The sequence below is a fragment of the Helicobacter cinaedi PAGU611 genome (assembly GCF_000284635.1).
In the GTDB taxonomy this organism is placed as follows: domain Bacteria; phylum Campylobacterota; class Campylobacteria; order Campylobacterales; family Helicobacteraceae; genus Helicobacter_C; species Helicobacter_C cinaedi.
This window is the reverse complement of sequence record NC_017761.1, coordinates 161061-173392: the sequence shown is the minus strand read 5'-3', so window position 1 is coordinate 173392 and position 12332 is coordinate 161061. Positions and strand designations below refer to the sequence as shown.

Below are 12332 nucleotides of genomic sequence, written 5' to 3'. Positions count from 1 at the left end.
ATGCAGATTTTACTCAATGGCAAGGCTTACAAGCTAGAATCCAGCACGATTTTAGCTCTGCTAGAAAAGCTTGATATTGCACATAAGGCAATGGCGATTGCGGTGAATACGCAGGTGCTAAAAAAGGAAAAATGGGGCGAGTATGTGCTGCAAAATGGCGATGAAGTGGAGATTTTAGACTTTGTGGGTGGTGGGTGAAAAGATGAGAACTGCATTATTTCTAGTTTTTATGTGGAGCGTGGCATTCTCTTGCACTGGGGATTGTAAAAGTTGCCACGCAACGCTAGATTATAAAAATGACATACGCCACGCACCAATGCTAGAGTGCAAAACCTGCCACACCGATGCCAAGATGGCACAGATTGATATGGGCGGTTGTGGAGAAGACTGCTTTGCCTGCCACGATATAAGTAAGATTAAATCTCCAAGCCTAGCTAAAGATCACTATCTTATTAACTCCTGCATACAATGCCACACAAGCCTGTCTAACTCCCCCCTTAGCACAGGCGAAAATGTCTTCCAAAAGGGGATAAAAAACTTTAGTAATGGATTGTTAAAGGAATGAGTTTTCTTGCATAAACTCTTAGCAAAAGTAAGAAAATCTTGCAAAACCAAAGGGCAAACCTAGAATCTAGAGATTCCAAATCTACTTTCATCAAAGAAAAAAGATTATTACTTACCGATATTGAGCTTTGCGTCAGTGGGGAGAATCTCAAAGAATCTGTCCATATTAAAAACAATATTTTGTGTTTTAGCCTCTTTGATAAGGGCAATAGCGTCCTCCATATTATAAGGTTTGCCACCATTATATGGCTCAAAGACTTTATTGACAATGGCTAGGGCATAGGCATTTTTCTTCACTTCATCAGAAGCAGTGTGGGGCATTGTAATATACGCGGTGCTTTGGATAAGAATCTCATCAAACTTCCAATGATCAAATAAAAAGCCCAAAAATGTAAGATGGTCTAGCCCATAAAATTCTGTCTCAACCGCACCAATATCGGCAAAATCACTTTCTTTAAGCTGGGCTAGAAATTCTTTATCCTTGCCACTTTGGATAAGTGTATTAGCAAATAGCATCATTCCCAAACGCAAAAGCATAGCACAAGGCACAAGCACTTGAGCGAGCTTTTTATCAGTTTGCGAAAACCAATCGGAGATAAAATCCGCCTCCCTGCTACAATTCCCCAAAAACTCCTGTGTATCTAGCCCATAAGGCGAAACATCTATCTTAAAGCTTCCACGCAAAGAGTTAGCAATAGCAACATTTTTGACATTACTGATACCAAGCAAGGACACCACTTGATTGAGTGTGGAAATCTCACGAGAAAACCCATAATAAGGCGAGTTTGCCAAACACAATAAATCCCCAGTCAAAAGCGGATCTTTAGAAATAATATCCACCACACCTTGCACTTGCACTTCAGAACCAGAAGAATCCACATATTGTTGCAACTTCATCACGGTCTCTGGCAATGGGGGCAAATTATCAATCGTTTTAAGTAAAAGTTCATTCATCAAAGCGTCCTTTAATAGCAAAAACTAAATCGCGTTATATTATCGGCAACGCGTGGATTATATCAAAAAGCGATATAAATGCGTTTAAAATTTTGCTCATTTTTTAAGAAAATACAAAAACAAGCTTATCACTTCACACTTTCGCCCTTTAAAGCTTGAGCGATAAGCTCCAAGGGGTGAGCAAAACGCACTTTAGAATCTATTTGTGTGAGCACATTATCAATCTGCATACGACACGCCCCGCACTCCGCACTGACAATCTCCGCTCCACTTCTCTCTATCATCTCCGCCTTTGGCACACCAGCTTTGAGCGTGAGATCATAGCGTGAGCTTTGCATACTAATGCCTCCAAAACCACAGCACCTACTAGAATCGCTCATTTCTTTAAGCCTAAAGCCCTTTGATAAAAGCACTCGTGGCTCTTTATACACACCTAGCACCTTCCTAGCGTGGCAAGGGTCGTGATAAGTGATACTTTCCCCAGCAAGATTCTGTGGAATAATCTCACTTAAAGGCGTATGATGATAGAGCCACTCACTTGCCATATAAATTTTAGGTAAAAGCTTTTCAAGCCTTTGTGCATAATCTTTTAGAGTAGAATCTGAATCTAAAGCGTGAAGCCAATCTTTTTTAATCATCGCCGCACAAGTGGCTTCAGGGATTATCATCGCATCAATGCTATCCCAAAAACTTTCAAAATAATCAATATTTTTCTTTGCCAAATGCACCACGCTTTTCACATCGCCGGTAAAAAACGCCGGTGCACCGCAGCACTCCTGCAAATGCGGGACAAACGCCCTAATCCCCAAATGATTTAGAATCTCAAGCAAACTCTCCCCAACACTCACATAATTATAATTACTCAAACAACCGATAAAAATCGCCACCCTATTATGTTGCAAGGCATTTTTTGGAGCAGTTTTGGCAGTTGGCAAAATCTCACCTTGATATTTTTGCAAAAATGACTTTCTCCACACAGGGAAAACGGAGCGTTTAGCCCTTTTAGAATCCACACCCTTAAATAACTTTAGCCGACTAACAAGCCGCCCATTTTCTTCCTTAAACGCACAAGGCATAATAAAATGCACAAATCTAAACACAAAGTCCGCCGCCTTGCGATGACGCAAAAGGTAAAAATACGCCCTTTTATACCACGCAATGCCATATTTTTCCGCAATATCCACACGGACAGATTCTATTGCCACATCAACAGGCAGACTAGAAGGGCAGTGCGTTACGCAGGTGGTGCAAAGGAAGCAAGATTCAAAAATCTCCCTGCTTTGACTATTTAGCTCCAAATCGCCCCGTTTATACGCCCCTAGTAAATCCAAAAATCCACGCGGAGAGGTAACTTCATCGCGATTAGCCATATAAATGGTGCAGTTTGGGATACACTTCCCACACTTCACACACGCACTTGCCACACTTTGTAAATCAAGCATTATCGCTCCTAAATTGTCTTGCTAAAACGCTTTGTAGTATCATTTTGTAAATATGTATCAAATACCATAGCGATATTGCGGATAAGCATTCCGCCTGTGGGCGAAGTCTCTATGTTTGAAGGCGTGATTTGTATAAGCCCTAGCTCTTCATACTCTCGCAAAGATTCTAATTCATTGGCAAAATACGCCCTAAACTCAATCCCAAATCGCTTTTCAATCCCTTTAAAATCAAGTCGCAAATTATTCATAAGCCCCATAATGACTTCTTTACGCAAAATATCCTTTTCACTTAGCTCAACACCTCTCTCAACAGGTAATCGCCCCTCATCTAACGCCTTTTCATATTCCTGCATATCTTTATAATTTTGGGAATAATACCTTAACCCCTCGCCAATGCTTGTAAGCCCTATGCCGATAGTTTGCGAAAAGCCCCTTGTTGTGTAGCCTTGAAAATTCCTGCGAAGCTCGTTTTTAGCCTTAGCTAAATACAGCTCATCACTCTTTTTTGCAAAATGATCCATTCCTATCATCATATAGCCCTGCTCCTGTAAAAATGCAATGGTATTTTTTAGAATCTCAAGCTTTTGAGCGGGGTTTGGCAAAGTCGTCTCATCAATTTTCCGCATTGTTTTTTTCATCCACGGCAAATGTGCGTAATTAAAAATCGCCAGTCTATCAGGCTTTAGCCCAACCACCTTTTGCAAAGTATCCGCAAAGCTTTGCTCACTTTGATAGGGCAATCCATAAATCAAATCAAAATTTACAGATTCTGTGCCAAACTCACGCGCAAGGGCAATGGCATTGCTTACAATCTCAACGCTTTGAATCCTATGTATAGCTTCTTGCACCCTTTCATCAAAATCCTGCACCCCAAAGCTTAAACGATTAAAGCCATTTTCTTTTAAAACAGCCATTTGCTCACGCGAAAAAAACCGCGGATCCACCTCACAGCTCACTTCTGCATTCTTAGCAAAATTTGTAAAAACACCGCGGATAAGTCCAATCACACTTTCAAGCTCTTTAGCATTAAAAAATGTTGGTGTCCCCCCGCCAAAGTGAAACTGCACCACCTCACGCGAAGTATCCATAGAATCTTTAAGTAAGGCTAACTCTTTTTTCAAGTAATGAATATAACGCTCTTTTTTCTCTTCCTTGCTTGTATAGACGACATTGCAACCGCAAAAATAACAAGCCGAGCGACAAAAGGGCAAATGCGTGTAAAGTGAAAGGGGCAAAGAAGTAAAATCTGCTTCTTTTAACGCTTCTTTATAACTTGTATCATTCCAAGATTCTCTAAATTCCACCGCAGTGGGATAGCTTGTATAACGCGGAGCGGATTTTGAATACTTCACAAAAGCGTTAAAGTCAATATTTTGGCTCAAAATGTATCCTTTTCTTATTTTTTAAATACTTTTTATCTGGGCTTACGCAAATAATCAATGTCAAAAAACAAATTTGGGTGCTTCTTTTTAATATCTTTAGCAAGAATAGCGGTGTTTATCTCGGGTAAATTCCCATCTTTTAAACGCAAAGATTCTAAGATATTTGTAGCCACCGCCATCGCATCATCAAGATCTATTGGCATTTGTGAGATGATGTCTTTTTCAAGCTTCATCACTAGCTTTTCTTCTTGCATATTTTTAATGCGTGAAAGCAAACGCACAAAAAGTTTTTGCGGGAAAACAACATACTCTTCGCCCTGCTCATCTTGCAAAAACCACAACTCATCTTTTGAAAACTCCCCGCGTTGCATGGCAAGAAGCATTGTGTCATCTTCAAGCTGACGCAGGATTCCAAGATTCTCTTGAATAATTTTTTCTTTAGATTCTAGCCATTTATCTTGTTTTATATCTTTCATTTATAGCTCCATTTCCAAGGGGTAAGCAAGAGGCAAGTTATTCAACTTCACAAGAGCTAACATAATGGCTTTTTGTGCGTGGAGACGATTATTTGCCTCTTGGAATACGCGACTTTGTTTGCCCTCTAATACACTCTCACTCACTTCCTGTCCGCGATATGCAGGAAGGCAATGCAAAAAGATAGCATCTTCTTGTGCTAGATTCATAAGAGAATCATCTACACAAAAACCAACAAATGCCTTTTCTCGCTCTTTTTTCTGCTCCTCTTGTCCCATTGACGCCCAAGTGTCTGTTACCACCACATTGACTCCACTCACAGCCTTTTGTGGCTCCTGCATAATATGTATCGCTCCGCCACTTTGTTTGCAAGTTTTAAGGGCAGATTCTATAATATCTGCGCGTGGAAAATACCCAAGCGGCGAAGCTACCCGCAATTCAAAGCCAAGGATTGCTGCTAAGTTTATCCAAGAGTGAGCCATATTATTCCCATCGCCAATATACGCCACAATGGGCTTTTTAAGCCCATTTTTATGAATCCCATCAGGCAGAGCAATACCACACTCAAGCATTGTAAGATAATCTGCCATTAACTGCACAGGGTGAAAGTCATCACTCAAACCATTGATTATCGGCACAGATGAGTATTCTGCAAATTCTTGCAATTTTTCGTGCCTATCTGTTCTCATCATTACCATATCCACCATAGAGCTAATCACGCGTGAAGTATCCTTGATAGGCTCTCCGCGTCCAAGCTGTATGTCCTTGTGGGAAAGAAACATTCCGTGTCCGCCAAGCTGGTAGATTCCACCTTCAAAACTCACGCGTGTGCGAGTTGAACTTTTTTCAAAGATCATTGCAAGAATCTTACCTTTGAGATAAGGCGTATGATTGCTATTTCGTAGCTCTTGCTTGAGTTTCAAAGCAAGGTTAGTAACTGCTAGAATCTCATCTTTTGAAAAGTCATTTAATGTAAGAAAATGTCTCATCTACCTACCTTATGTGTCTTTTGATATGTTTATTAGTGAAAGCGGAGATTGTATCCAAAAATGGTAAGAAAATCTTACATTTTGAATGAGTTTGCAAGTTTATCGGTGGGCTTATCAATTTGCAAGATTTCAATTTGTAGAACTGCTCGGTGGGATATAATCCTCAATGCCAATGGTGATGTTTGCAGTAAGATTCTTAAACAGCACCTTATTTTTACTCCGCTCATAGTAAAACTCCTGACCACCTCGCACAAACCACTGCACAAAAAGAGTGCCGTCATTGGAAACGCGTTTGCCCTCGCCATCAAAAATATCTCGTGCAGCCAAAATATCGCTAAAGAGATTTGGATAGCTCACCTCACCAAAAAAGCTTTTAACCGCTATCCATTTTGAAGTGCATTGCTTTGCCATACACACCTCTTTTGGTGTAACGACAATCTCGCTCACAGGCTTACCAAGCTTATATAGCTCAACATTAAGCTTTTTGCTTGTTTTGTTATATTTAAACGAAGCAAAGTCATAGAATTTCACTCGTGGAGTGTCAATCAGCAGAATCTTAAACTTTGTTGGCTCTAAAACAGGGGGTTGATTGGGATTAATATCGGGATCTTCAAAGCTTTCAAGCCAAGCACAAGAAGCCAAGAAAAAAGCAAGAAAAAGGGCAAGTAAAAAAAAGTGTAGAAAAGGGAGCAAGAAAACAATGCTCCCTAAAAATGTTCGCTTAAAAACGCCAACTATTGCATTCATTACACTGCCTTAATCCCTTAAGCGCGTGCATTTGAGAGAATCTTATGCCAGATTCTACCATCAAGTTTTAGCTCCATATTGACTTGACATAAGCCATCTTTATACACGGTCTCAAGCACTTCAGCATTGCGGATAAGCGCTTGGACTTTTGTTTTCACAGTTGAGCTTTGAAGCATCATATCACGCACAGTATCTTGGGCATTTACTCTAATACCATACATTTTTTCACCGATTTGGCGATAAGCATCAACAATCGCCGCTCTCTTTGCCATAGCAAAAGCTTGTGAAGGTGAGAGTGAATTTTCAGGTGATACGCCTATACCAACCGCACTTAAAGTAATCTCATTTTCAGGTGTAAGCATTGGAGAGTTTGGAATATTATTCGTATCATTCCTGCCAATATACTCATCTCTATCTCTGTCAAACTTTGGCTCAAGGTTATCTTTATTTAAACCCGGCACTTCAACTTTCTCCACCACAAGCGTGTTAATCTTTTGATTGCCACTTGTCGGCTTGGAGATAAGATTAGGATTTGTATTGTATCCGGGCATTGGCGGATAAGTGGGAGCTTGGATTGGGGCATACATCGGCTGATTACTCGCACTTGGCGGAATTAGCCCATTATTAGCACCACCAGCATCGCCTACATTGAGCAAATCTCCGCAACCACTTAATGCAAACACAGCAAAACTTGCAACAATTGAACTCTTAAGCAAACCATTTTTCATATTCAGTCCTTTGAATTAAATTTCATAAGGACTAAAAGCAAGATGTGTTCCATATTTATCTTAAGCATTTGTATAGTCTATGCTTTGCCTATACTTTACCCATCACTTTACTTGCAAGGCGTTCCCACAAAGCTTGGAATGTTAGACGCAGCCTTTTAGGAAAAGCATAGATTCTAGGAAAATGATAGCAAAAGCGGTATTTTCCCTTGATACAAGGCAAAAATGGCTTTAAATCAGCCTTTGTAAAGCCAAGCTCTGAAACATAGCCAACAACACCCAAAAATCGTATTAGTCCATTTACATTACTACATATTATGCTTTCATAAAAAGATGTAATCTCTATACTGCCCTTATCTCTCGCTTCTTGTTGTAAGATCTTAAAATATTGCAGAATCTTAAAACGACTAAATGCTATTTTTATTTTCTTGTCTCGTGTCTGTCTGCCACGCATAATAGAATTTGGCGATAGTCTATAATTATAAACACAAGTATCATCAACATAAAGGCTTTGTGCTTTCATCGCCACTTCCGTGCAGAATGGAACATCTTCATAGATAATATGCGGAATAAATCTTATACCATTCTTAAAAAGAAAATCAGTCCGTATAGTAAATGCCCAATCTGAAGTTATAAGCGTTTGTCCTCGCATATTTTCTACAAGCTCCTTAGGTGTGTATCGCCCCTTGATATGTGGAGCAAACACGCGAAAATCACAAGGAGACTTTTTGCCACCTTTTTCATCACGGACTATTATATGGCTTTCAATCAATATATCTACATTCTCTTTTATTAAAACTTTTGATATATGCTCCAGTGCGTTAAGCTCCAAATAATCATCAGAATCCACAAAGACGATGTAGCTTTTATTTGTGGTGTTGTGAGATTCTTGCTGGGGGGGGGGTATGAGAGATTTTTGCCTAGCCACATCTAGCCCCTTATTACGAGCCATTGATACTCCTTGATTTTCTTGATGGATAAGCATTAAGCGTGAGTCCTTCTTGACATACTTCTCGGCGATTGCCCAGCTAGAATCCGTGCTACCATCATCAACAAGAATAGCTTCAAACTCCGTATATGTTTGATAAATGATAGAATCTAAACATTCTTTAAGATAAGATTCCACATTGTAAATTGGCACGATGATAAAAAATTTTATATTCTCCATTCCCTTTTTCTTCATTCTCTACCCCCTAAACACTTCTTCCCATAAAGGCATAATCACCTCTTTTGAGAATTTCTCTTTTACTCTTCGCTTGGCTTTTAATCCCATAGATTCTCTTTTATCTTTATCACTCATTAGCGTAAAAAGTTTATCGGCATAACCCTGCAAGTCATTATCTTCTATAAGGTAGCCGCTTATGTGAGATTCTATAATATCACTTGGACCCGTTGCTACATCAAAGGCGATGGGACACAAAGCATACGAGCAAGATTCTAAAAGCACCATAGGGAAGCCCTCAACATAACTAGTCATCGCATAAATACTAGCACTTAAATACTCTTTTTCTACATCTTTTGTGAAAGGTTTTAGGATAATGCTATCTTGTAGGTTTTTTTCTTTTATTTTAGATTCTATTTGTTCTTGCAAGACTCCACTGCCAACAATGATAAGCTGCCAAGATTCTAAGCTTTTTTTGTGCGTTGCCGTTTCCACCCTTTTAAGAGAGTTTGCCTTTCGTGCTTCATCATTTATGCTTAAACTCCTTGCACTCAAGGCTTCACAACTCTTAAAATCATCGCAAACTACTTCCGCACTGGTTTGCTTAGAATCTAAAATTGTTTCGTGGCTATCAATCTTGTCATATTTGCAAGTGTGGACAAAATCCTTGCGGATTGTGTTAGCCTTTGAAAAAGGCGAAATATCTTTTTTTGATTCTAAGTTTTTAGATACTTCGCTACGCTCAGTATGACAAGAAGTAGGTTTAGCATAACAAAGATTAGAATCTAAATTTTCATCATTTTTGCACCCTAAACCCCGCAGCCCACCCATTCTCTCTTGCACCTTTTCCCAAATATCTATAAGTCTTAAAAAGCCTTTTTGATCGCCCCTATCCATACGCCCAACGGATATGATTCTACGCTGATTGGAATCTGTGTTTTTCTGTGAAATATTAGGCAGAAAGTTTGGAATAACTTTGATGTTGTTGTGATAGTATTGCCAAGTTGAAAGCTCAGCAGAAGAAAGAATAATAAGAACATCAAAATAATTGTTGCGAGAATGATACTTGCTAAAATTTAAGTGAATAATACGACAATAGTGCGTCTTTGAATATTTAAAAAAAGGCGTGTAGGTTGCACAATTACTGATTATTACATCAAAATGAGAAAATCTTTGGCTTACTTGCAAACTCAAAATAAACTTATACAGATTCTTATAATACATTTTTGATAAAATATTCCCGCATTGCTTTTTGGCATACTCCACCTCGGAGATGTTGTGCCATATATGGAGATTCACGCTCTCATTTAGCCTATAGGGCAAAATAGCATTTGCCCTATAAAAGCTTAAAACACTCACTTGATGCCCCAGCTCACTTAAGGCATTGGCGAGATTCACACATACTCGCTCCGCCCCTCCGGTAATGCTTATGTCATTGATTGTTAGTAAGATTTTCATCTCTCCACCCTAAACCAACCACAACCCCACACCAAATAAAAATACATTGCAAAATTTGGGGATACAACGCATCAAAAAGGCTTTGTATACAGATCCCACACACAAATATAATTAAGCTCAATCCCCAAAATGACTTCCATCTGTATTCTTGCTTTTGCATACATCTATATCCGCTATAAAGCAAAAAAAACTGAAAAATCACAATACAAACAAAACCTATTACACCATAAGAAAAAAGCAGACTTACTGCAAAATTATGTGGGTGATTATAGCCATTCATGTTCATATTATTTGAATTATTTTCAAAGTTTATATACGACCTGTTTTGATGATTTTTAAGACTATAATAACGCCATAAATACTCACCAATCTGAAAAACACCTACAATATGAGGTTTAAAAGGAGAATCTGCAACAGCCAAAAGTGTAGATTTTGTCATATTAATACGAGAAAGAGAGGAGTGTTCCCAGGTCATCTCATTTTGGCCAAGAGCCAGACTTTCTGGAAGGCAATCAATATACTTAGAAAAGCAAAGCTTATCATATTGCCCCATTTCTATGGGGTTAGTATTCCACACCACAACAAAATTATCAATCATATGTGCGAAATTATACCTATCAGAAAAAGATTTTGATGCGTGATAAAAGCCTATTACAAATGTTATACCAATACACAGCACGAATAATAGCACTTTTAATTTATGTTTGTATTGCCATACAAAAAAAGGAATAAATAACATACCAACAAATGCAACCAAAAAACTACGCTCACCATTGGCAAGCATCGCAAACAAACTTAGAATAAGTCCAATAAAACTTAAGATCTTATAAGTCCATTTTTTAAATGTAAACACACCGGCCAAACTCATTGAAGCTGGGGCAATAAGCCAAATATTATATGTAAAAACAACTTGAAAGAAAAAGGGGATATTATCAGTATTTAAAAGGCCATTCTTTAAGCTCAAACATATGGTAGAACACACTTCTAAAACACATAATAATACAAATGCGGCTAAAAAGAAAAAAACATTCTTAGCTTTTCCATACATACCAAACAAGAACATAGAAACAAACAGAACAAAATAACCCACTATATGCTGATTAACAGATTTTAAAACAACCGATATTTGTCTTACCCACACATCATCAAAAATCGTCAAAATCCCCAATAAGCAAACAATGACAAAACAACAAATTGGAACGGACAAAATTTTCCACAAAGCCCTTGAAAACAAACGATGGTTATAAAATATAAACAACAAACCACCAATGTGAAAGAATATTTGTGTCTTAAGTGATTTGCCAAAACTAGATAATCCTAGTGCGTAACACAACATTCCAACACAAAATAACCCTAAAGTTATCTCTTGATTATATTTTTTAATAAATCCCACAATAATTATCCTTGCTTGTTTAGTAGATCCATTCTACCCCATTTTTCCAAATACTTTAGCACAATTACTATAATTGCAATGTCAAACTTATAATAGAATCCGCTCTTTAATCTTAATTTAAATCACACATTCTTAAAGCTTAAAGTGCTATAAAATCTCCAAAAGGAGCAAAAATACAAACACGCCCCAGCAAACCTCCACTAAAAATCACTATAAAAGCTATCCCCTACACTTAAATTTCAATAATAAAGCAAATTCTAACATACACACCACGAAAAAGCTTCACACCGCACCAAATCCTTAACAACAAAAACCAACAAATAAAAAACACTAGAAGTAAAATAAAAAGCTTTGTAACAAATAAACAAACCAAACAGAGCAATAAAGCCTAAAACCTATGTTAAATTTGTGCCTTTTCTAATTTTACCTTATCATCTTTCAATCTCAAATCACAATCTCATTTTAGCCCATTTTATCTAACAAAAAAAATATAAAGATGAAAAATCCAAAGTAACTAATCACAATCTCAAACCAAGTATTCTCAAGGGAATCTAACCAACAGAACAATCAATACGAAACTAAAAATCCAAATCTTTGTAGCAAATCAATCAACACTATCTTAAATCCATAAAACCAAACAAATTCAATCAAACAACCAAAAGCAAACAGCAAGATTCTATATAACGAAGTAAAAAATAAGTAAAAAGAAGAATCTCCCTATCCCTGCATCGACCTACATTCCCACACCTGAAAGGTGCAGTATCATCGGCGAAGAGAAGCTTAACTGCCAGGTTCGGAATGGAGCTGGGTGTTGCCTTCTCTCTATAAACACAAGGAAAAGGGAAATAAAGACAAATCAACTAATAAGCTAAAGCTCTACAATTTAAAAAAGTAAAGCTTAGTAGCCCTAAAAACTTACACAAGCTCCAAGAGATATTATGCTATGTTTATTTTTATGTTTGAATCTATCTTAAGCCCAACTTTTAAGCCAAGCTCAATCAAAGCCAAACTTCATAGAAACAAACAAAAAAGAGATGAATAC

General features: G+C 37.9%; 12 protein-coding genes and 1 rRNA gene. 2 read left to right on the top strand and 11 right to left on the bottom strand.

Annotated features, from left to right (window positions below; all coding sequences use genetic code 11):
• Both thiS and HCN_RS00785 read left to right on the top strand, forming a co-directional pair.
• On the top strand, positions 1–198 hold the full coding sequence (gene thiS, locus HCN_RS00790) for a sulfur carrier protein ThiS (RefSeq protein WP_014666257.1): 198 nt from the start codon (positions 1–3) through the stop codon (positions 196–198).
• A 4-nt stretch (positions 199–202) separates the two neighbouring features.
• On the top strand, positions 203–565 hold the full coding sequence (locus HCN_RS00785) for a hypothetical protein (protein ID WP_002957377.1): 363 nt from the start codon (positions 203–205) through the stop codon (positions 563–565).
• A 107-nt stretch (positions 566–672) separates the two neighbouring features.
• Here the strand turns inward: HCN_RS00785 and HCN_RS00780 are convergent, their stop codons facing one another.
• The 11 genes from HCN_RS00780 to rrf all read right to left on the bottom strand — a co-directional run bounded on the left by HCN_RS00780 (position 673) and on the right by rrf (position 12126).
• Positions 673–1518, bottom strand: a complete 846-nt coding sequence (locus HCN_RS00780) for a cheVAW transcriptional regulator CheP (protein ID WP_014666256.1) — start codon at positions 1516–1518, stop codon at positions 673–675.
• 128 nt (positions 1519–1646) lie between these two features.
• Positions 1647–2960 carry a (Fe-S)-binding protein gene (locus tag HCN_RS00775; RefSeq protein ID WP_002957379.1) on the bottom strand — a complete coding sequence of 438 codons (1314 nt, stop codon included), beginning with the start codon at positions 2958–2960 and terminating at the stop codon, positions 1647–1649.
• Between the two features lie 8 nt (positions 2961–2968).
• Complete coding sequence (hemN, locus tag HCN_RS00770; protein ID WP_014666255.1) at positions 2969–4342, bottom strand: oxygen-independent coproporphyrinogen III oxidase; 1374 nt, start codon at positions 4340–4342, stop codon at positions 2969–2971.
• 32 nt (positions 4343–4374) lie between these two features.
• Positions 4375–4818, bottom strand: coding sequence for a DUF2603 domain-containing protein (locus tag HCN_RS00765; RefSeq protein ID WP_002957381.1), 444 nt, complete (start codon positions 4816–4818; stop codon positions 4375–4377).
• Positions 4819–5805, bottom strand: coding sequence for an ornithine carbamoyltransferase (gene argF, locus HCN_RS00760; RefSeq protein ID WP_014666254.1), 987 nt, complete (start codon positions 5803–5805; stop codon positions 4819–4821).
• 129 nt (positions 5806–5934) lie between these two features.
• On the bottom strand, positions 5935–6552 hold the full coding sequence (locus tag HCN_RS00755) for an HP0838 family lipoprotein (protein WP_002957383.1): 618 nt from the start codon (positions 6550–6552) through the stop codon (positions 5935–5937).
• A 17-nt stretch (positions 6553–6569) separates the two neighbouring features.
• Entirely contained in the window at positions 6570–7280 is a 711-nt protein-coding gene (locus HCN_RS00750) for an LPP20 family lipoprotein (RefSeq protein WP_014666253.1), read from the bottom strand.
• Positions 7281–7368: 88 nt separating this feature from the next.
• On the bottom strand, positions 7369–8460 hold the full coding sequence (locus HCN_RS00745) for a glycosyltransferase (protein WP_014666252.1): 1092 nt from the start codon (positions 8458–8460) through the stop codon (positions 7369–7371).
• A 3-nt stretch (positions 8461–8463) separates the two neighbouring features.
• Complete coding sequence (locus HCN_RS00740; protein WP_014666251.1) at positions 8464–9897, bottom strand: glycosyltransferase; 1434 nt, start codon at positions 9895–9897, stop codon at positions 8464–8466.
• Positions 9872–11290, bottom strand: coding sequence for an O-antigen ligase family protein (locus tag HCN_RS00735; protein WP_014666250.1), 1419 nt, complete (start codon positions 11288–11290; stop codon positions 9872–9874). The genes HCN_RS00740 and HCN_RS00735 overlap by 26 nt, the downstream gene beginning before the upstream one ends.
• A 720-nt stretch (positions 11291–12010) precedes the next feature.
• Positions 12011–12126, bottom strand: a 5S ribosomal RNA gene (rrf, locus tag HCN_RS00730).
• Between the last annotated feature and the right edge of the window lie 206 nt (positions 12127–12332).

What these genes read in the sequence shown, in the direction of transcription:
- thiS (WP_014666257.1), top strand. Translation starts at nt 1, where the DNA reads ATGCAGATTTTACTCAATGGCAAGGCTTACAAGCTAGAATCCAGCACG.
- HCN_RS00785 (WP_002957377.1), top strand. Translation starts at nt 203, where the DNA reads ATGAGAACTGCATTATTTCTAGTTTTTATGTGGAGCGTGGCATTCTCT.
- HCN_RS00780 (WP_014666256.1), bottom strand. Translation starts at nt 1,518, where the DNA reads ATGAATGAACTTTTACTTAAAACGATTGATAATTTGCCCCCATTGCCA.
- HCN_RS00775 (WP_002957379.1), bottom strand. Translation starts at nt 2,960, where the DNA reads ATGCTTGATTTACAAAGTGTGGCAAGTGCGTGTGTGAAGTGTGGGAAG.
- HCN_RS00765 (WP_002957381.1), bottom strand. Translation starts at nt 4,818, where the DNA reads ATGAAAGATATAAAACAAGATAAATGGCTAGAATCTAAAGAAAAAATT.
- argF (WP_014666254.1), bottom strand. Translation starts at nt 5,805, where the DNA reads ATGAGACATTTTCTTACATTAAATGACTTTTCAAAAGATGAGATTCTA.
- HCN_RS00755 (WP_002957383.1), bottom strand. Translation starts at nt 6,552, where the DNA reads ATGAATGCAATAGTTGGCGTTTTTAAGCGAACATTTTTAGGGAGCATT.
- HCN_RS00750 (WP_014666253.1), bottom strand. Translation starts at nt 7,280, where the DNA reads ATGAAAAATGGTTTGCTTAAGAGTTCAATTGTTGCAAGTTTTGCTGTG.
- HCN_RS00745 (WP_014666252.1), bottom strand. Translation starts at nt 8,460, where the DNA reads ATGAAGAAAAAGGGAATGGAGAATATAAAATTTTTTATCATCGTGCCA.
- HCN_RS00740 (WP_014666251.1), bottom strand. Translation starts at nt 9,897, where the DNA reads ATGAAAATCTTACTAACAATCAATGACATAAGCATTACCGGAGGGGCG.